The organism is Pseudoalteromonas sp. DY56-GL22 (genome assembly GCF_041414715.1).
Lineage (GTDB): Bacteria > Pseudomonadota > Gammaproteobacteria > Enterobacterales > Alteromonadaceae > Pseudoalteromonas > Pseudoalteromonas simplex.
On record NZ_JANHZR010000005.1, the window covers coordinates 42,523 to 63,351 of the forward strand.

Below are 20,829 nucleotides of genomic sequence, written 5' to 3' on the forward strand. Positions count from 1 at the left end.
TTAGTGCTAAGTGACTATTTTTTGGCGTTGATGTCAATAAATTGCCGCTTAGCGCTTGCATCCCTCCTAAACTCGCTTACAATTTAGAAATTAACTAACCTCGTGGTAACTGTGGTTCGCCAATAATGATCTTAATTTTAGACAATAATAATAATCGTGCGATAGGTTTACATGCAGCACTTACCTTCATTGGTGAAACTGCACAATTAGTTGATGAGACTTCATTACAGTCTTTTTGTGAAAAACATCAACAGCAAGAATGCATGGTCATTCTTGGTGCTTTACAGCAGCTAAATCACGAGGCTGTGATCAAACAGTTTCCTGCCATTCCGTTTTTATTAATTGGTGAAACACTCAAACCGCTGCTAAGCATTGCTAATGTAGTTGGTTTAATTTGTGAACCATTTAACCATGACGTAACTACTCAGCTATTGCATGATTGTCAGCAATATCAGCGCATGCTACCAGGTGACCATAAACAAGCTAAATCTAACAAATCATTTGATGGTTTAGTCGGTGAAACCGAAGCTGTAAAAGATGTGCGCTTTTTAATTGAGCAAGTAGCAAAAACCGATGCCAACGTGCTGATCTTAGGTGAGTCAGGCACAGGTAAAGAAGTTGTTGCACGTAACGTTCATTTACTCTCTAAACGCAATACCGGGCCATTTGTGCCGGTAAACTGTGGTGCTATTCCTGGTGAACTACTTGAAAGTGAGCTATTTGGCCATGAAAAGGGCGCCTTTACGGGCGCTATTTCTGCACGCAAAGGGCGCTTTGAATTAGCGCAAGGCGGCACGCTGTTTCTAGATGAAATAGGTGATATGCCTTTGCAAATGCAGGTTAAACTACTACGTGTGTTGCAAGAGCGTAGCTATGAGCGAGTAGGGGGTACTAAGCCTATTCAAGCTGATGTACGCATTATTGCTGCAACTCACCGCAACCTTGAAGAGATGATTGAAAAAGGCGACTTCCGTGAAGACCTTTTTTATCGCTTAAACGTGTTTCCAATTGAAAATCCTTCGCTAAGTGAGCGTGCTGACGACATTCCTTTGCTGTTGAAAGAGTTAATGCGTCGTGTGAACGAGCAAAGTGGCACAACGGCCAAATTCACTGAGCGTGCGATTCAAAGCTTAAAAGAGCATGCGTGGCCGGGGAATATTCGTGAGCTTGCTAACTTAGTTGAGCGCATGGTGATCATGTTCCCTGATAAAGTGGTTGATGTGCCAGACCTACCAGCTAAATATCGTTATATTGAAGTTGATGCTTATGAGCCTGAGTACCCTGAAGAGTTGATGGAGCGAGATGCTTTCAACGATATTTTCAGTACCGGCTTTAGTGATTATGATGAGGAAGAGCTTGATACCCCAGCAACAACGGCTGACTCAGGTTTATTACCAGATGAAGGAATTGAGCTCAAAGAATACCTAGCTGAGCTAGAAATCAGCTTAATCAGCCAAGCATTAGAGCGCTACGATTATGTTGTTGCACGTGCAGCAGAAATTTTAGGTGTTCGCCGCACCACACTGGTCGAAAAAATGAAGAAATATAACCTAACGCGCGATTAAGCCGCGTTAGGTTTCTTCCTCGGTTTTATCTCTTTAATATTCACTAATTATCTCAGCTTTTCTAAAGCAATCATTGCTATGGTCATTTACCATGCCACAGGCCTGCATGTGGGCATACACCGTCGTCGGGCCTAAAAACTTAAAGCCGCGCTTTTTTAAATCTTTGGCGAATGCTGTAGAGGCTTCAGTAATAGCCGGGTAATCCTCTAATTTATCAAGATTGTTTACCAATGGTTTGCCACCAACAAACTGCCATTGGTAATTTGAGAAACTGCCAAACTCTTTTTGAATCTCAATAAAACGTTGCGCGTTATTGATAGTGGCGGCGATTTTAGCGCGATTACGAATAATACCTTCAAACTGCATTAAACTTTCGACGTCGTCTTCGGTCATTCTGGCAACATCTTCAACAACAAAGTTTTTAAAGGCACTGCGATAGCCATCACGTTTTTTAAGTATGGTATACCAACTCAGTCCCGCTTGTGCTGACTCTAAGGTTATAAACTCAAATAAGCGGTGATCATCATATAATGGCACCCCCCATTCTTGGTCATGATAGGCCACATAATCTTCTTTGCTGGTATCGAGCCATGGGCAACGACAATGGTGTTCTTTTTGCATTATTCCCTCGCGATTGTCATTTTTTTGTCAGTGTTGTTTTTGTCTTTAATTTATTGAAATAAAACAAAAATAAATTTGGTACGGATTGTGCATTTGACTAGGTAGACACGATTTTTTGAGTATCGATTATGGCCTTAGCAAATGTCCTAAAACCACAATTTATCACAGCCAAACAATATAACCCATGCTTACAACAAGAAGAGTATGTGGGTGAGTTGAGTGAGCTGCGCCAACAAGCCAGTTGGTTAGGTCATTTGGTTGATACCATGCCTGCAGGTGTGGTGGTTTTGGATGGCCGAGGTATGATCGCAAAAGCCAATCAAATTGCCATTGATATGCTAGGTGAACCCCTTGAAGGTGAAAAGTGGTTTAGCGTAATTCAACGCTCATTTCGACCACAGCAAGACGATGGACATGAAGTATCACTTAAGGATGGCCGTTTAATAAAGCTTGATATTACTGCGCTTGCTCCAGAGCCAGGGCAGTTAATTTTAATGACAGATTTAACTGAAACCAGGCGCTTACAAAAGCGAGTAGCACATATGCAGCGCTTAAGTGCGCTTGGCAAAATGGTCGCTTCGCTTGCTCATCAAGTCAGAACACCGTTATCAGCGGCCATGCTGTATGCCGCAAATTTAGGCTCAAAGCGATTGCCAGAAAGCTCGCGTGGCAACTTTCATACGAAGCTAATGTCGCGTTTAAAAGATTTAGAAACCCAAGTGAACGATATGCTGTTATTTGCCAAAAGTGGTGAGCAACAAGTGGTCGAAAGCGTTTCAATGCAACAGTTACTTAATGAAGTAAAAGCCGGTGCTGATGCTATGGTTGCACAAAATAACAGTGAACTTAGCGTGAACTTGCCTGAGCCAGATATTGAAATTATGGGTAATAAAACTGCTCTGGCGAGTGCTATTCAAAACCTGATCCACAATAGTATTCAAATTATTGGCTCTGAGGCTGTGGTAACCCTGAGTGCCGAACGTGACGAAACTAGCGAAAACTGTGTTCGTATCAGTGTCAGTGATAATGGCCCGGGTGTTGATTTACGCCATGCCAACAAATTATTCGAACCTTTTTACACTACCAAAAGCCAGGGCACGGGGCTTGGACTTGCAGTTGTAAGTTCAGTCGCCAATGCGCACCAAGGACGGGTTGAAGTGACAAATAATGCTCATGGGGGAGCATGTTTTAGTTTGATCTTGCCAATTAGTGCAGAACCAATGTCAGCGGAGGCAAAATGAATACTAACTCTATCTTAGTCGTTGAAGACGACGCAGGTTTACGAGAAGCGCTAATCGATACCCTTGAGATGTCGGGTATTGATTGCGTTGCTGCAGATAGCGCTGAACAAGCGATGATCTTGCTTAAGCAAAATAGCTATTCATTGGTTGTTAGTGATGTGCAAATGGGCGCCATGAGTGGCCTTGACCTATTACGTAGCATTAAACTTAATTATCCTGAGCTGCCGGTATTAATGATGACAGCCTATGCCACCATTGATGATGCTGTAGAAGCAATGCGTTTAGGTGCGATTGATTACATGGCAAAACCGTTTGCTCCAGAAGTGCTCCTTAACATGGTGAGTCGTTATCTACCTGAAAAGGAAAAAGAAACCGATGGCCCAATCGTTGCCGATCCATCGAGTATTAAGCTATTAGAGCTCGCGAGCAAAGTTGCCCGCTCAGATGCCAGTGTCATGGTACTCGGCCCAAGTGGCTCGGGTAAAGAAGTGTTGGCTCGTTTTATCCACGATAAATCAAATCGTAGCGATGCCCCCTTTGTGGCTATTAACTGCGCTGCTATTCCTGAAAACATGCTTGAAGCAACCTTATTCGGTTACGAAAAAGGGGCGTTTACCGGCGCTATTCAAGCATGTCCGGGTAAGTTTGAACAAGCTCAAGGTGGCACCATCTTACTTGATGAAATAACTGAGATGGATTTAGGCTTACAAGCAAAATTACTGCGTGTACTTCAAGAGCGCGAAGTAGAGCGCTTAGGCGGTCGTAAAACCATAGAGCTTGATGTTCGCGTACTTGCTACAAGTAACCGAGATTTGAAAGAAGCGGTGAGCGAAAATCTATTTAGGGAAGATTTATATTATCGCTTAAATGTATTCCCGCTAATGTGGAAACCATTAGCCGAGCGTCCTGGTGACATTGTTGTATTGGCAGAGCATTTAATAGAGCGTCATTGCCTGAAAAGTAAAGAGCCTATAGCTCAACTAAGTGAGGATGCGAAACAAAAGCTGCTATCGCATGCTTGGCCAGGTAACGTACGAGAGCTCGATAACGTTATTCAACGGGCGTTGATATTATGCGATGGGAATAGTATTCATCAAGATGATGTCTTTATTGAAGAGTTGCTTACGGCGGATATCAAGCCAGTCGCTACGCCGCCACACAACGCTCCGGTATATCAAGAACAGCCTGTTGAAGTTAATCTAGATACCGTGCCACAAGTGAGTGAGCAAGGTAATTACAAAGACGAGCTGAAAGACAAAGAGCATCGTATTATTTTAGAAACCTTAGCGCGTTGTAACGGTAAGCGTAAAGAGGTTGCAGAAACCTTAGGTATCAGTCCGCGCACGTTACGTTATAAACTGGCGCAAATGCGAGACTTGGGTATCGCCTTACCTGCATAAACTCCTTCCAAAAAGTTAGTCAAACAAGCTCGCATTTTTGTGAGCTTGTTTGCTGTCAAAACTCTGACAAGTAAATTAACTGCGCTAAGCTATTGAAAATCCAGGTTTTATTTTGTGGCACGGTTTGTGCTTTATCAGTGCATAAGTAAACTGCATTGTCAGAGAGTATTATGAAAGTTCAAAACAGCGCATTATTTCAAGAAATGCAATCTATGGCTTCAGAAGTTGGTCGTAGTAACTCAATTAATAATTTACCAACACAAACTCAGCCAACTTCATCGGCACAGTTTGGTGATTTACTTACCAATGCACTTGATACAGTGAATGGCTTACAACAAGAAGCAAAACAAAAAGTAACCGCGCTTGAAATGGGCGATCGCAGTGTTTCACTTGCGGACGTAATGATTGCTTCGCAAAAGTCATCAGTTGCCTTTGAAGCGACGGTACAGGTTCGCAATAAACTTGTTGAAGCTTATAAAGAAATTATGAACATGCCTGTGTAACTAGGTAGTGGAGAATTATTGTGGCGCAATCTAATCAATCAACTGATCTAGCCTTAGCAGGCGGCGGTATCGATGCAACCGATACTGACGATCAACAAGAGCAAAAGTCAGGCTACCTAAGTGCCTTAAATGGTGTAGACGTTTTACGCCAGGCTACTTTAGTGATTGCTTTAGCAATCTGTTTGGCTATCGCAATTTTTATTATTATTTGGGCTCGTCAGCCAGATATGCGTCCGCTTGGCAAAATGCCAACGGAAGAGCTTATTCAAACGCTGGACTTCTTAGACGCTCAAAAGATTGATTACGAACTTGATGGTAACGTCATCTCTGTTGAAGAAGGTGAATACCAAAACATCAAATTATTGATGGCTCGTGAAGGCCTAGAGCAAGCGCCAAGCTCAGGTACTGACATCATCATGCAAGACATGGGGTTTGGTGTAAGCCAACGCCTTGAACGTGAACGTTTAAAACATGGTCGTGAGCAACAGCTTGCACGTACCATCGAAGAGCTAAAAAATGTTACTCGCGCCAAAGTACTTTTAGCTATTCCAAAAGAAAACGTATTTGCTCGTCGTGAAAAACAACCTTCAGCAACGGTAGTACTAACCTTAAAACGCGGCCGTACGCTTGATGGTGAAGAAGTTGACTCAGTAGTTGATATTGTTGCCTCAGCAGTCCAAGGTTTATCGCCAGAGCGTGTTACTGTTACCGATCAAAATGGTCGTTTACTGAATTCAGGCTCACAAAACTCACTTGCTGCTCGCTCTCGTAAAGAGTATGAAATTGAGCGTAAGCGTGAAGAAGAATACTTAAATAAAATCGATAGCATCCTTATTCCAGTTGTAGGTTTAGGTAACTACACAGCGCAAGTCGACTTAAATATGGATTTTAGTGCAGTCGAAGAAACACAAAAACGTTATAACCCAGACTTACCCGCTGTGCGCAGTGAAACCACGTTCGAAGAAAACAACATTGGTGGTCTTGCTGTGGGCATTCCAGGTGCGCTAACGAATCAGCCGCCAGTTAACTCTAATATTCCTGAGGTCGCTGGCCAAGGTAGTGCAGGTTCAGCAACGAACCCAAGTCGTTCGCATAAAGAAGCAACACGTAACTACGAACTTGATACCACAATTTCGCATAAGCGCCAGCAAACCGGTGTTATCCGCCGCATCAGTGTGTCAGTTGCCGTTGATTATGTACCACAAGTAGGTGAAAACGGTGAGACAACTATGGTTCCTCGCTCTGTCGAAGCATTGTCAAATATTCGTCGCTTACTACAAGGTGGTGTTGGGTTTGATATGCAACGCGGTGATGCACTTGAAGTCGTTACAGTGCCATTTGTAAGACAAGATACAGGTGAAGCGATTGAAGTTCCACTTTGGGAGCAAGATTGGTTCATGAAGATGCTACGCTTAGCATTAGGTGCACTGGTTATCATCGTACTTATTGTCTTTGTTGTAAGACCTATGCTGAAACGTCTAATTTACCCAGACGATACACTAGAAGAATATGATGAAGATGCATTAAGTGCAGGTGTAGATATTGGTGATAGCACGCTAGATATGCTAAATAAAGACTTTGACTCTGCTGCTGTAGGATTCTCAAGTGATGGTACACTACAGCTGCCAGACTTACATGGCGATGAAGATTTACTCAAAGCAGTTCGTGCATTGGTTGCAAATGAACCAGAACTGTCTTCTCAAGTAGTGAAAGCGTGGTTAACAGAAGATGACTGATCAAGAACAAAAACAATTACCACCGGCGTTTGATGTTGATAAATTAGACGGTGTTGATAAGGCGGCAATCTTATTGCTGAGCTTATCAGAAGAAGATGCTGCGCAAATCCTTAAGCACTTAGAGCCAAAGCAAGTGCAAAAGGTGGGTATGGCAATGGCCGCACTAGATGATTTATCGCAAGCGAAAATTAGCGCAGTCCATAATTTGTTTATTGAGCAAATTCAAAGCTTCAGTACCATTGGCTTCCAGTCTGAAGACTTTATTAAAAAAGCCCTTACAGCAGCGCTTGGTGAAGACAAGGCTGCCAGCCTTATTGACCAAATTGTTATGGGCTCAGGGGCGAAAGGTCTTGATTCATTGAAGTGGATGGACTCAAAGCAAGTGGCGAATATCATTCGTAACGAGCACCCGCAAATTCAAACCATTGTTTTATCTTATTTAGAGCCAGAGCAATCAGCGGAAATCTTGTCGCAATTCCCAGAAAAAGTGCGTTTAGATTTAACCATGCGTATTGCAAACCTTGAAGAAGTTCAACCAGCAGCATTGCAAGAGTTGAATGAAATCATGGAGAAACAGTTCGCAGGTCAAGCTGGTGCGCAAGCTGCGAAAATGGGTGGCTTGAAAGCGGCTGCTGATATCATGAACTACCTAGATACCAATGTTGAAGGTCAGTTAATGGATTCAATCCGTGAACACGATGAAGAGATGTCACAGCAAATCCAAGACCTTATGTTTGTCTTTGAGAACTTAATGGATGTTGAAGACCGTGGTATTCAAGCGATCCTTCGTGAAGTACAGCAAGATGTATTAATGAAAGCAATTAAAGGTACTGACGAAGCATTAAAAGAGAAGATTTTGGGCAATATGTCAAAACGTGCCGCTGAATTACTCGCTGATGATCTTGAGGCAATGGGCCCTGTTCGTATTAGCGAAGTAGAAGCGGCACAGAAAGAAATTCTTTCTACGGCACGACGTTTAGCTGACTCAGGCGAAATCATGCTTGGTGGCGGTGGTGGTGAGGAGTTCCTGTAAGCCATGAGTAAGTCTTCATTTCATACAGGACGCCCAGTGCATGCCAGTGAAGCTGCCGATGAATTATTGGAAAACTGGCCAATTCCTGAAGTGACGCAAGATACAACAAAACTCGCTGGACGCTCAACGGCGTATGGCACGCCTTTAGCTGACTTATATCGTAAAGAGCAGCAAAAGCAGCAGGCCGAAGAGCAGCCAGAAGAGCCTGAAATTCCGTCATTGACCATGGCTGAACTTGAAAAAATCCGTCAAGATGCCTATGAAGAAGGGCTAAAGCAAGGTCATGAACAAGGCTATATAGATGGTTTTGAAAAAGGCGCGCATGAGGGGAAAGAAGCTGGTTTTAAAGAAGGTGTTGAGCTTGGTAAGGAGCAAGGCCAAGAAGAAATTAAGCCTATTTTAGAAGAGCAGCTCACCAACTTAAGAAGCTTACTTGATAGCCTTTCTCAACCATTATCTAAAGTCGATGAAAGTGCCGAAAAGCAGTTAGTGCAATTAGCTGTTATGTTAACTGAAGTCTTAGTTTACCAAGAAATCAAAACCTCACCAGAAGTCATTTTACATGCTTTGAAGCAAGCCATTGATGCGTTAGGTGAAGAGCAAGTGAAAGTACGTATTCACTTACATCCTGATGATATTGCTTTAATTACCGAAAGTTATGGCGAACAAACTATCGCAGATAACCATTGGCAGTTAGTGGCAGAGCCGACTTTAGAGCGCGGTGGCTGCGAAATTAAAACCCCGCAATCATCCCTCGATATGACGATAAAAACTCGCGTCAAAGAAACGTTGGAAAACTTTTTGCATAGCAGTGGTATCTAACACTTTTTAGGCTCATTATGAGTGCTCAATCAATGACTCTTAGCGAACGCTTACAGCGCTATGAAAAACATATCAAGGCTCCAAAACCGGCTGTTGCCGGTATTCTGACGCGTGTTGTTGGTTTAACGCTAGAAGCAAAAGGGCTTAGAGCACCTGTTGGTAGTCAATGTAAAATTGAAACCATTAACGGCTTTGTTGATGCTGAAGTTGTTGGCTTTAATGACCAAACACTGTACTTAATGCCAAATGATCACATCTCTGGCGTACTACCAGGTGCGCGAGTTATCCCAAAAGTAAACGAAACAGGATTGCCTGTAGGCATGAGTTTACTTGGCCGCGTAGTGGATGGCCTTGGTCGGCCACTTGATGGCTTAGGTGCAATTAATGCTGAGCATCACTTAAAGTTTGCGCAAAACGCAATTAACCCGCTGGCAAGACGACCAATCAGTCAACCTATGGATGTAGGTGTACGAGCCATCAACTCCGTTATTACCGTGGGTCAAGGCCAGCGTATGGGTCTGTTTGCAGGCTCTGGTGTTGGTAAATCAGTGCTACTAGGTATGATGACTCGTGGTTCTGAAGCAGATGTAATCGTGGTTGGCCTTGTGGGTGAACGTGGTCGTGAGGTAAAAGAATTCATTGAAGAAATTTTAGGAGTCGAAGGGCGTAAGCGCTCAGTGGTAGTTGCAGCCCCTGCGGATGCGTCACCATTAATGCGTTTAAAAGGCTGTGAAAGTGCAGTGACCATTGCGGAATACTTTCGCGATCAAGGACTTAACGTGTTGTTATTACTTGACTCGGTTACCCGTTATGCCATGGCACAACGTGAAATTGCCTTAGCGGTTGGTGAGCCTCCGGCTACGAAAGGTTATCCGCCTTCAGTATTTGCTAAATTACCTGCGCTGGTGGAGCGTGCCGGTAATGGTGGTGAAGGGCAAGGTGCCATTACAGCGTTTTTTACTGTACTTAGTGAGGGCGATGATATGCAAGATCCAATTGCTGACTCTGCCCGCGCTATTTTAGATGGCCACATTGTTTTATCTCGAGATTTAGCCGACAGTGGTCACTATCCGGCTATTGATATTGAAAAGTCGATTTCTCGTGTAATGCCGCAGGTTGTATCTGAAGCGCATATGCAACAAGCGCGTGTGCTCAAGCAAGTGTATTCAATGTATCAACAAAACAAAGATATGATCACCTTAGGGGCGTACCAAAAAGGCACCGATCCTATGCTCGACCAAGCAATTAATATGATGCCGCGAGTCAATCAATTCCTTCAACAAGGTATGAAAGATGTGATCAGTTATGATGAAGGTCTGCAAGGTCTCGCGCAGTTATTAGGGCAAGGTTAATGGCTAAAAGTAAACTTGATTTATTGTTAAAGCTTGAGAGCGATAAAGAAGAGTCTTTACGCATGGATTATTTAAAAGCACAGCAGCACTTACAAAGTAATCAACAAAAACTGCAAGGGCTAAATAACTTTCGTTTAGAGTATTCTCAGCAGTTACATTTGAAAGGACGCTCTGGTTTGTCTAGTGCTGGCTTCAGCCAATATCATGCTTTTATTGCAAAAATTGAAGAAGCGATACGCCAGCAAGCAAGTACAGTGAATACCGCAAAACAAGTTGTGACACAGCGAAAAGCACTGTGGTTAAAGCAACAAGTGAAAGCAAAAGCAGTAGCGAAGTTAATCGAAAAGCAAGCTGAAAAACAAGCGATGCAAGTGGCAAAAGCAGAACAAAAAATGCTGGATGAATTTGCTGCAAATCAGTTTTATCAGCGTCAACTTAAAAATGCACTTCTTTAAAATACTTCTTTTTTAGGCATGTTAATTGCATTTACCTAACCAGTAGCATTAATTTTGGCACTTGCGGCGGCAAATTGCCTCATTACTTTAGATGACTAGGTTTAGGTGAATTATGGCGATCAGTGATATCAATTTGCAGGTTAAAACTGAGCAAGGTACTGGTTTTTCAGGCAAAGACTCAGAGTCTAACAACAAAGCATCGGGCTTAAGTTTTTTAACTTCACTGACAGAAGCAAGTGAAGCGGCAAACGCGCAAGCAAAAAGTGATGCAGATGCTGACTCAGTTGATGAACCTAAAGCTATCAGTACTTCTGAAGAACCTAAATCAGATGCAAAACCAGGTGATGAGAATACAGCGACTGATGCTAAAGCTGCAACTACTCCCACATCTACAGATCAGCAGCCTAAAATAAATCCAGATGTTCGTAATGAAGCTGTAACTAAAGAACAAAGCGATGAACTTGCACTTGTAGAAGATGATGATAACTCACTGCTTTCGCAAATTAATGCGGCTCAAGCTATGAGTACACGTGTTAATAAATTGATTGAAAATAATGACTTTAGCCCGGTAGTTGTTGATAAAAAACCAACCCCAATCGATACCATTACACCTGTAATACCTTCACCTATGACAGACGTTGCGCAAACCGATGATTCAAAAGTCGCAGCAGAAGATGACAACTCAATCGCAAGTTTATTACATAAGTCTAAAGTTGCGACAGCGGTAGATAGTCAACTAAAAGCGATTGGTGATTTACCGCCAAAAGATAGCGTGACCCCTATTGTTGATGGCCCATTAACAGACAAAGAAAAGCAGGGTGTTTCAGCTGTTAATACACCGGATACAAAACCTCAGGTAGCTAACTTTGCCAGTGCAATACAAGCAACTGACAGTAAAGAAACCACTGTTGATTTAGACGCTGTAAAAACAGCTGATGGAAATGAACTCAGCGCGAATGATAAAAGCAAAGCTGTTTTAAGCAAGATGCTTAGCGATGCAAATAATAGCGTTCAAACTGATGCAAAAGCGGCTGAAGTGACGACAAAGCAAGCGCATGGCAACGTTGATAAGCCAGCAGTAAACCTAGCTACTGAGCAGGTAGCTCCGAAGAGCGTTGAAGCAAGCGCGGCAAAAGCATCAGATAAACCAGTAACTGATAAGTCAATCGTTAACCTGCTTGCCAAACTACAAAGTGGCGACGGGCAGGCTGTAAGTGAGTTCGCTAAAGGTTTGTCGCTCAGCACTGATCAACAAAAGCAACTTGAGCAACAAATCAATCAACTAAAAGTTGACAATAAGCTTGGCGCTGATGAGCTGGCAACAATCAAGTCGCTATTGACTGATGTGATGAGTAGTAAGCCTACAACACAAACTGCACAGAGCCCTGTATCACAATTTGCTGTAGAGCAAGACATTGCTGATGAAAGCCTGACAAAACAAGATGCTAAATTAGCTGATAATAAAGCGCTTGATACTAAACTGCCGACTAGCATCGAAAAGCAAATCACTGCACTGACGAAAGATGAGCAGCAAGCACTGTTAAATAAAGTGAATACTCAACTGCAAACGTTAACGCCGGGTACTGCTCAGTACGAAAAACTTTCTGCGGCACAAACTGTGCTCAAAGAGGCTATTAATGCTCCTGCAATAGTCAACACAGCGATGCCGATAACCGTCGCCACAGTCAATGCTGAAAATAATAATACAAAACAAAACAATACTGCGCAGGTTACAGCCGATGTTACAAAGGCTGCAACTAGTGAAGAAGTAACTTTAGAGCTTGATACAAAAATTAATACCGAACGTACACAAGAAGCTGTGCCTTCGCGTGTAGCTCAGTTATTTACTCAGTTAACGACTCAAGCCAATGCAGCAACACAACCGGGTGCCTATGAGGTGGCTCATCAGCAATATGAGCAAGCACTAGACGCACAAACAATGCAGACTCAAGCAACGACACAAACTCAGGCTCACTCTAAATCGGTGAGCATTGACCCTGGTGTAATGCAAGCGATCAATATTATAAAGAGTGACGCCGCAAAGATGCTTCAAGAGCGAGTTAGTGCGTTACTAAATATAAATAACAAAGAAGCGGAAATTCGCTTAGACCCACCAGAAATGGGCAGTATGCAAATTCGTATACGTAGCGATGCTGAACAAGCGCAAATTAATTTTGTTGTTCAAAATCAGCAGGCTAAAGAAGCTTTAGAGCAATCAATGCCACGTTTGCGAGAAATGCTTGCGCAGCAAGGTATTGAACTTGGTGAAAGTAGTATTCAGCAAGGTAACCCTGAGCAACAACAAGAGCAGTCTGGGCAAGGGCAGCTTGCAGGAAATCAACAAGCTGAGGAGCAACAACCAGAAGTAACAGCGCAAAGCGCAGAAACTTCTCGACAACAATCTTCATCATCAATAGATTACTATGCATAAGTCCTGCTATTATAAGAAATAAAATAGTTACAGCGTGATAAACAGCTTGCTGTAACTTTGAGGGAAGTGACAATGGCCGAAGAAGCAAATTTAGAAATAGAAGATACGGGTAAAGGCAAAAAGAAGCTGATTATCATTATTGCAGCTGTAGTGTTGATTGTTGGCGCCGCCGCAGGTTACTTTTTATTTATGGGTGATGATGCCCCTGAAGAGAGCCTAGCAGATGAAACCACAGTGACTGAGGCTGCTGCACCATCGAGCTCCGCACAGATTGGTTCGGCTCTCTATGTCGCAATGCCACGCCCATTTGTATTTAATGTACCCGGTGCGAGTCGCGACCGTATTGTACAAATAAAAGTTCAGCTACTTGTTCGCGGTGAAGTGAACGAAGAAACTGCCAAAAAGCATATTCCACTTATCGAAAGTACCTTACTTGGCGTTCTTTCAACAACGACCGCAGATGAATTAGGTACCAGTGAAGGTAAAGAGTCAGTGCGTGTTGCTGCACTTGAAAAAGTACAATCAGCATTAAGTGATGTTGAAGGTAGCAAAGTGATAGAGCGGGTATTATTCACCGGCTTTGTGATGCAATAAGGGGTCAGCGTGAGCGATTTATTATCTCAAGACGAAATTGATGCGCTTTTACACGGCGTTGATGAAGTCGAAGAGGAAGATATTCACGAAGGTGATGACTTAGACAGTAATACCTTACAGTATGACTTCTCATCACAAGATCGTATTGTCCGTGGTCGTATGCCGACCTTGGAGATCGTGAATGAACGTTTTGCCCGTCATATGCGAATTAGCCTATTTAACATGATGCGCCGCACCGCTGAGGTGTCAATCAACGGCGTGCAAATGATTAAATTTGGCGAATATATTCATACCTTATTCGTGCCAACTAGTTTGAACATGGTACGTTTTCGTCCGTTGAAGGGCACTGGCTTAATTACCATGGAAGCCCGATTAGTATTCATTTTAGTGGATAACTTTTTTGGTGGTGATGGCCGCTATCATGCAAAAATTGAAGGCCGTGAATTTACGCCAACAGAACGGCGTATTGTTCAAATGCTACTTAAAATTATCTTCGAAGATTATAAAGAAGCATGGGCGCCGGTAATGGATGTATCTTTTGAGTACCTTGACTCAGAAGTTAACCCAGCAATGGCGAACATCGTAAGTCCAACTGAAGTGGTTGTTATTAGCTCCTTCCATATTGAGCTAGATGGTGGTGGTGGTGATTTCCATATCGCATTACCGTATTCAATGCTTGAGCCTATTCGCGAATTGCTCGATGCCGGTGTGCAATCAGACACCGAAGACACCGACTTACGTTGGAGTAAAGCATTACGTGATGAGATCATGGATGTAGAAGTCGACCTATCGACTCAATTGCTTGAGGTTGATTTAACGCTACAACAGATTATGGAGCTTAAAGCTGGCGATATTATCCCAGTTGAAATGCCAGAGCATATCACCGTATTTGTAGAAGAACTGCCGACCTTTAGAGCGAAAATGGGCCGCTCACGTGACAATGTGGCACTACAAATTAGCGAAAAAATTAAACGCCCTGAATCAGTTAAGTCAGAACTACATGTGTTCACAAAAGGTGGCAAAAAACTGGATTCAGATGCAGAATTAGCAGAACTAGAAGAAGATCTACATCTATCTGAAGGTGTAGATTTAGACTGGTAGTCGATTTATAAGGTTAAACATAATGAGTGATGATCAAGATACAATGGACGAATGGGCCGCGGCACTAGCCGAAGCTGAAGAGGCTGAGGGTGGCTCAGGCGATGCTGCTGTGGCAGAGCTTGATGAATTAAAAGATGAAAGACATGAGCTATCGGGCGACGAAAAGCGAAAACTTGATACCATCTTGGACATTCCGGTTACTATTTCTATGGAAGTGGGCCGTTCAAAAATCAACATTCGTAACTTATTACAGCTTAACCAAGGTTCGGTGGTAGAACTAGACCGAGTCGCTGGTGAGCCGCTTGATGTATTGGTTAACGGCACGCTGATTGCGCATGGTGAGGTGGTCGTTGTAAACGATAAGTTCGGTATTCGTTTAACTGACGTTATTAGCCAAGTTGAGCGTATTAAAAAGTTACGATGAATGCTTTAGTTGCTTTAACAAGTGCGTCGAGCACTGCATTTCCTACGGCATCACCGACGGCAGATTTACTGTCTATGGTGATGTCTTTGCTTTTAGTGCTGGTGGTTATCATTGCTTTGGCTTTTTTGGTTAAAAAACTAAATCCAAATCTTGCTAATAGTGATGAATTTAAAGTAGTGCGCAGTTTGCCTTTGGGCTCTCGTGAGCGCTTGATGGTCATTGAAATCGATAACGCTCAGCACTTAATTGGTGTGACCCCGCACAGTATTAACTATCTGCATAAACTAGAAACACCATTACAAGAAAAAGAACTGCCAGAACTTGCCAAGAAATTTGGAAAGTTACTGAACCCACAATCACCTTCAAATAAAAAGAATTAACGCTATGATCAAGTGGATACTTATTTTAGCAAGTGTGTTGTTTTTGCCGTCGGTTAATGCTGAAGGCATAGAAGCACTGACCATTACCACCAACCCTGATGGCTCTCAAGATTACTCAGTGACGCTACAAGTATTAGCGATCATGACGGCGCTGAGCTTTATTCCAGCGGCGGTCATTATGATGACCTCATTTACACGGATTATTGTGGTTCTGGCGATACTACGCCAAGCAATAGGCTTACAACAAACGCCTTCGAATCAAATTTTGTTAGGCATGTCGCTATTTTTAAGTATTTTTATTATGGCGCCAATTTATCAGCAGGTGAATGAGCGTGCCATTGAGCCGTACTTGAATGAGCAAGTTACTTCAGTGCAAGCATTAGAACTTGCCAAAGAGCCAATGAAAGCGTTTATGCTCTCACAAGTTCGTATAAAAGATTTAGAGACCTTTGCGAAAATAGCTGGTTATGAGCAATTAGATTCGCCAGAAGACACGCCGTTGATTGTATTGATCCCAGCGTTTGTTACCAGCGAATTGCAAACGGCCTTTATCATTGGTTTTATGTTTTTCATTCCCTTTTTGATAGTTGATTTAGTGGTGGCCTCCGTATTAATGGCCATGGGTATGATGATGCTTTCGCCGATGATTGTGTCTTTGCCGTTTAAGATCATGCTGTTTGTGTTGGTGGATGGCTGGAGCCTTGTGATGGGCACGCTGGCGAAGAGCTTTGGGCTCGGGGTGTAACAATGCAATTCAAGGCACATAATTAGGTAGGAGAGACAAAATGGAACCCGAAATTTTTGTCGATATACTCAGTGACGCGCTATTTTTAGTTATAAAGTTAGTGTCTGCAATCGTAGTACCTGGCTTATTAGTCGGTCTAGTCGTAGCAGTTTTCCAAGCGGCAACATCAATCAATGAGCAAACCTTAAGCTTTTTACCTCGTTTGCTAATTACCATAAGCGCACTTATTATAGGTGGTCACTGGTTCACGCAAGAGCTTATGGACTATTTTACCCGTTTAGTGATGTCTATACCGGAGATTGCAGGCTAAATGGAATTTCCATTTGCGGTCATTATTCAATGGCTCAGCGACTTTTTGCTGCCATTAGTGCGTATTAGCTCAATGATAATGATTATGGCAGGCCTTGGTGCGAAGAATGTACCAAGCCGAATTAAGCTTGGTTTAGCTGTAGTTGTAACCTTTGTTGCTGTGCCTATGCTGCCCCCTGCGACTTTCAACAATCTTTTTTCGTTTGAGATGATTCTTGTGGTCATTCAGCAAATGCTTATTGGTGTCGCGATTGGGTTTGCATCTGTTTTATTGCTAAATACTTTTGTTCTTGCTGGGCAAATACTCGCGATGCAAACAGGTCTTGGTTTTGCGTCCGTAGTTGATCCATCGAATGGTCTGAGTGTACCCGCTGTGGGACAATTTTATCTAATCTTGGCGACCTTGCTTTTCTTTGTGTTCAATGGCCACTTAATGATGATTCAAATGGTCATTCATAGCTTTGAAGTGCTACCAATTGATGGCAATTGGTGGGCGGTTGATCATTACTGGGATATCGTTACTTGGGGTGGTTGGATGTTCACCACAGCCTTGGTGCTTGCTTTAGCTCCACTGACAGCCATGCTTGTTATTAACATGTCGTTTGGTGTAATGACCCGAGCGGCACCGCAGTTAAATATTTTCTCAATTGGCTTTCCGTTTACCTTAGTAGCTGGTCTTGTGATTATTTGGGCAACATTAGGCAACTTTATGACTCAATTTGAGTTTCAGTGGTTAAAAATGGTTGAGTTAATGTGCAGCCTTGTTGGTTGTACACCTTAGGAGCGCGCCATGGCTGAAGATTCTGGTCAAGAAAAAACCGAAGAACCCACGCAGAAAAAAATTGATGATGCCAAGAAGAAAGGTCAGGTTGCCCGCTCAAAAGAGCTAGGTACCATGTTTGTGCTTATTTTTTCTGCAGTTTCACTCTTGTTGTATGGCCCTGAAATTGGTAAAGGTCTTTATAATATAATGGGACGTTTATTAAGCCTTAACCGTAATGAAACCTACGACACCACTAAGATGTTTTCAGTGTGGGGAATTGTTGCGGATGCATTGTTATTCCCTATGGCAATGTTTGTGTTGATCATCGTCATAGCCGCTTTTGTTGGCAATACTTTACTGGGGGGTTATAACTTTAGTTGGCAAGCGGCAGCCCCAAAAGCAAGTAAGATGTCGCCAGCTAAAGGTATTAAGCGTATGCTTGGCCCTCAAGCAGGAGTAGAGCTAGTTAAGTCTATTTTAAAATTTGTAGTGGTTGCAGGCTTTGCTGTGTTCTTAATTAATACTTTCTTTGATGAAATACTGCACCTAAGCATTGAAAGCGCGCCCGGAAATTTTATCCATGCACTCGAAATACTATCTTGGATGTTCTTGGGGTTAACTTGTACGTTAATCATTATTGCTGCAATAGATTCTCCTTATCAAAGTCACAAACACCATAAACAGTTAAAAATGACCTTACAAGAGGTAAAAGACGAATTTAAAAACTCTGAGGGTGATCCGCAAATAAAAGCGCGTATTCGCCGTACTCAGCGTGAAATGTCGCAAAGGCGTATGATGCAAGACGTGCCTGATGCAGATGTGATCGTAACTAACCCGACCCATTATTCTGTAGCACTCAAATACGATACAGCTAAAGCGGGTGCGCCTATTGTTCTTGCCAAAGGCGTGGACGAGCTTGCTATGCAAATTCGTAAAGTGGGCAAGGGGAATGACGTGCCAATTGTTGAATCACCCATGCTTACTCGTGCGCTGTATCACACCACCGATGTTGGTCATCAAATACCTGATCAGCTATTCACTGCCGTTGCACAAGTGTTAGCTTATGTCTTCCAGTTAAAACGCTTCCAAAAAGGGCGCGGTAAACGTCCTGTACCACTCAATAAAAAGCTCCCAATACCCGATGCCTACAAATACTAAACAGTAAATTTATAACTTGGAATAGTTATTGCAAATTCCGTGTAGTGTCAATTTTTTGAAATTGTTGAATTATGGAATTTAAAGCGGTATTACAACAACTTAACAGAGATAAAAAAGAATATGCGAAGGGTATCGGCACGCCGTTAATGGTACTTGCTGCGCTGGGTATGGTGATTTTACCCCTGCCGCCATTTCTTTTAGATATTCTATTTTCGTTTAATATCGCGTTAGCACTGGTGGTGTTACTGGTTACAGTTTACACCATGAAACCCCTTGAATTTGGTATGTTCCCTGCGGTTCTACTGATTGCAACCATCATGCGCTTAGCGCTGAATGTCGCCAGTACCCGTGTAGTATTACTCGAAGGTCATAACGGCGGTGATGCAGCCGGTAAAGTTATCGAGGCCTTTGGTTCGGTGGTTATCGGCGGTAACTATGCAGTTGGTTTAGTGGTCTTCCTGATTTTAATCATTATTAACTTTGTGGTTATCACCAAAGGTGCAGGTCGTATTTCTGAAGTATCAGCTCGCTTTACTCTTGATGCAATGCCGGGTAAACAAATGGCGATTGATGCTGATTTAAACGCTGGTTTTATCAGTGCAGAGCAAGCCCGTGAACGCCGTGAAGAGGTTACCCGCGAAGCCGATTTCTATGGTTCAATGGATGGTGCGAGTAAGTTCGTAAAAGGCGATGCAATAGCGGGTATCGTTATTCTAGTGATTAACATCGTTGGTGGTTTATTTGTTGGTATGATCCAACATGATTTATCGTTCAGCCGTGCGATGGAAGTGTACACCTTGCTAACCATTGGTGATGGTCTAGTTGCACAACTGCCTTCATTGTTACTGTCAATCGGTACTGCAATCGTTGTTACCCGTCAAAATGAATCGCACAACATGGGCGACCAAGTTAAGACTCAGCTAGGTAACGAAAAGTCTTTGTATATCGCATCAGGTATTTTGATCATCATGGGTCTAGTGCCAGGTATGCCGCATATTGCATTTTTAAGCCTAGGTGGATTACTGGGTTACCTTGCTTACTTCACCCAACAACAAAAAGCCAAAGCAGAAGCCGAAAAAGCAGAGCAAGAAGCAAATGGTGGTGCGCCAGGAACAGGTGTTGCTAATAAACAAGAGCAAAAAGAACTGGGTTGGGATGATGTTCAACAGGTTGACGTTATTGGTTTAGAAGTGGGTTATCGCTTAATTCCACTTGTTGACCAATCTCAAGGTGGTGAACTATTAAATCGTATCAAAGGTGTGCGTAAGAAACTGTCTCAGGAGCTTGGTTTCTTGGTACCTCCTGTGCATATTCGCGATAACTTAGAACTGGACCCTAACGCTTACAGAATCACTATGATGGGTGTTTCAAGCGGTGAGGGTGAGCTTAAGCATGGTGATGAGTTAGCGATTAATCCAGGCCAAGTATTTGGTCCAATCAAAGGGGTTGCCACAAAAGACCCTGCATTTGGTCTAGATGCGGTTTGGATCAAACCAGATCAAAAAGATGAAGCACAATCACTTGGCTATACAGTCGTTGATTCAGCAACTGTGGTTGCAACTCATATTAGTCAGTTACTTACTAATAGCGCAGCTTTACTGCTTGGTCATGAAGAAGTGCAAAACTTATTAGATATGTTAGCGAAGAGTCATCCTCGTCTTGTTGAAGGGCTGGTTCCTGACGTATTACCACTCACTACTATCGTAAAAGTGCTACAAAACTTACTCAATGAAGGGGTGGCAATTCGCGATATGCGCTCGATTGTTCAAACCCTTGTTGAGTATGGCCCACGTAGCCAAGACCCTGATGTACTAACGGCTGCAGTGCGAATTTCACTGCGCAGATTGATCGTTCAAGATGCTGTTGGTATGTCTTCTGAGATCCCTGTCATAACCTTGGCGCCTGAGTTGGAACAGATGTTGCATCAGTCACTTCAGAATGCAGGTGACGAAGGTGCCGGAATAGAGCCAAGCCTTGCAGAGCGACTTCAACAATCATTGAATGAAGCGCATCAAAACCAAGAAATGGCCGGTGAACCTTCGATACTGTTAACGTCAGGAATGTTAAGAACTGTGTTATCTCGCTTCGTTAAGTACACCATCCCAGGTTTAAGGGTGATGTCTTACCAAGAGGTACCAGACGAAAGACAGATTAAGATTGTCAGCTCAGTAGGCCAACAATAGGATAGTAAAGGGG

The 20,829-nt window shown here is 43.0% G+C and carries 20 protein-coding genes; 19 read left to right on the forward strand and 1 reads right to left on the reverse strand.

The window, feature by feature from the left end; genetic code table 11:
• Window positions 1–125 precede the first annotated feature (125 nt).
• A complete protein-coding gene (locus NO991_RS12305; RefSeq protein WP_300543686.1) occupies window positions 126–1,565 on the forward strand; it encodes a sigma-54 dependent transcriptional regulator in 1,440 nt (479 codons plus the stop codon).
• 33 nt (window positions 1,566–1,598) lie between these two features.
• On the opposite strand, the gene NO991_RS12310 is transcribed toward NO991_RS12305, so the two are convergent.
• Window positions 1,599–2,186, reverse strand: coding sequence for a DNA-3-methyladenine glycosylase I (locus NO991_RS12310; protein ID WP_187490181.1), 588 nt, complete (start codon window positions 2,184–2,186; stop codon window positions 1,599–1,601).
• Between the two features lie 128 nt (window positions 2,187–2,314).
• Here NO991_RS12310 and NO991_RS12315 point away from each other — a divergent pair, with 128 nt between their 5' ends.
• The 18 genes from NO991_RS12315 to flhA all read left to right on the forward strand — a co-directional run bounded on the left by NO991_RS12315 (window position 2,315) and on the right by flhA (window position 20,816).
• On the forward strand, window positions 2,315–3,427 hold the full coding sequence (locus tag NO991_RS12315) for a PAS domain-containing sensor histidine kinase (protein WP_054562185.1): 1,113 nt from the start codon (window positions 2,315–2,317) through the stop codon (window positions 3,425–3,427).
• Window positions 3,424–4,827 (forward strand): sigma-54-dependent transcriptional regulator, encoded by a 1,404-nt coding sequence (locus NO991_RS12320; protein WP_371352071.1) that lies wholly within the window; start codon window positions 3,424–3,426, stop codon window positions 4,825–4,827. Before NO991_RS12315 ends, NO991_RS12320 begins: the two co-directional genes overlap by 4 nt.
• A gap of 170 nt (window positions 4,828–4,997) precedes the next feature.
• Complete coding sequence (fliE, locus tag NO991_RS12325) at window positions 4,998–5,330, forward strand: flagellar hook-basal body complex protein FliE (RefSeq protein ID WP_054553276.1); 333 nt, start codon at window positions 4,998–5,000, stop codon at window positions 5,328–5,330.
• Window positions 5,331–5,350: 20 nt separating this feature from the next.
• Complete coding sequence (gene fliF, locus NO991_RS12330; protein ID WP_054553275.1) at window positions 5,351–7,066, forward strand: flagellar basal-body MS-ring/collar protein FliF; 1,716 nt, start codon at window positions 5,351–5,353, stop codon at window positions 7,064–7,066.
• Window positions 7,059–8,099, forward strand: coding sequence for a flagellar motor switch protein FliG (gene fliG, locus NO991_RS12335; RefSeq protein WP_054553274.1), 1,041 nt, complete (start codon window positions 7,059–7,061; stop codon window positions 8,097–8,099). Before fliF ends, fliG begins: the two co-directional genes overlap by 8 nt.
• A gap of 3 nt (window positions 8,100–8,102) precedes the next feature.
• The gene (gene fliH / locus NO991_RS12340; protein ID WP_054553273.1) at window positions 8,103–8,921 is read left to right on the forward strand and encodes a flagellar assembly protein FliH; all 819 of its coding nucleotides are present in this window, start codon (window positions 8,103–8,105) and stop codon (window positions 8,919–8,921) included.
• Between the two features lie 17 nt (window positions 8,922–8,938).
• Complete coding sequence (fliI, locus tag NO991_RS12345) at window positions 8,939–10,273, forward strand: flagellar protein export ATPase FliI (RefSeq protein WP_054553272.1); 1,335 nt, start codon at window positions 8,939–8,941, stop codon at window positions 10,271–10,273.
• The gene (gene fliJ, locus NO991_RS12350; RefSeq protein ID WP_054553271.1) at window positions 10,273–10,728 is read left to right on the forward strand and encodes a flagellar export protein FliJ; all 456 of its coding nucleotides are present in this window, start codon (window positions 10,273–10,275) and stop codon (window positions 10,726–10,728) included. Before fliI ends, fliJ begins: the two co-directional genes overlap by 1 nt.
• A gap of 112 nt (window positions 10,729–10,840) precedes the next feature.
• Window positions 10,841–13,159: a flagellar hook-length control protein FliK gene (locus NO991_RS12355; RefSeq protein ID WP_300360308.1), complete on the forward strand. Its 2,319-nt coding sequence runs from the start codon at window positions 10,841–10,843 to the stop codon at window positions 13,157–13,159.
• A 72-nt stretch (window positions 13,160–13,231) separates the two neighbouring features.
• Window positions 13,232–13,753 carry a flagellar basal body-associated protein FliL gene (gene fliL, locus NO991_RS12360; protein WP_054553269.1) on the forward strand — a complete coding sequence of 174 codons (522 nt, stop codon included), beginning with the start codon at window positions 13,232–13,234 and terminating at the stop codon, window positions 13,751–13,753.
• 9 nt (window positions 13,754–13,762) lie between these two features.
• Window positions 13,763–14,854, forward strand: coding sequence for a flagellar motor switch protein FliM (fliM, locus tag NO991_RS12365; protein WP_054553268.1), 1,092 nt, complete (start codon window positions 13,763–13,765; stop codon window positions 14,852–14,854).
• 22 nt (window positions 14,855–14,876) lie between these two features.
• Complete coding sequence (gene fliN / locus NO991_RS12370) at window positions 14,877–15,278, forward strand: flagellar motor switch protein FliN (RefSeq protein ID WP_054553267.1); 402 nt, start codon at window positions 14,877–14,879, stop codon at window positions 15,276–15,278.
• Window positions 15,275–15,658, forward strand: coding sequence for a flagellar biosynthetic protein FliO (gene fliO / locus NO991_RS12375; protein WP_054553266.1), 384 nt, complete (start codon window positions 15,275–15,277; stop codon window positions 15,656–15,658). Before fliN ends, fliO begins: the two co-directional genes overlap by 4 nt.
• Before the next feature lie 4 nt (window positions 15,659–15,662).
• Window positions 15,663–16,403 (forward strand): flagellar type III secretion system pore protein FliP, encoded by a 741-nt coding sequence (gene fliP, locus NO991_RS12380; RefSeq protein ID WP_054553265.1) that lies wholly within the window; start codon window positions 15,663–15,665, stop codon window positions 16,401–16,403.
• 40 nt (window positions 16,404–16,443) lie between these two features.
• On the forward strand, window positions 16,444–16,713 hold the full coding sequence (gene fliQ / locus NO991_RS12385; protein WP_054553264.1) for a flagellar biosynthesis protein FliQ: 270 nt from the start codon (window positions 16,444–16,446) through the stop codon (window positions 16,711–16,713).
• Complete coding sequence (fliR, locus tag NO991_RS12390; protein WP_054553263.1) at window positions 16,714–17,493, forward strand: flagellar biosynthetic protein FliR; 780 nt, start codon at window positions 16,714–16,716, stop codon at window positions 17,491–17,493. It abuts the gene before it with no gap.
• 9 nt (window positions 17,494–17,502) lie between these two features.
• Entirely contained in the window at window positions 17,503–18,633 is a 1,131-nt protein-coding gene (flhB, locus tag NO991_RS12395) for a flagellar biosynthesis protein FlhB (protein ID WP_054553262.1), read from the forward strand.
• A 71-nt stretch (window positions 18,634–18,704) separates the two neighbouring features.
• The gene (gene flhA, locus NO991_RS12400) at window positions 18,705–20,816 is read left to right on the forward strand and encodes a flagellar biosynthesis protein FlhA (protein ID WP_054553261.1); all 2,112 of its coding nucleotides are present in this window, start codon (window positions 18,705–18,707) and stop codon (window positions 20,814–20,816) included.
• Window positions 20,817–20,829: the final 13 nt, after the last annotated feature.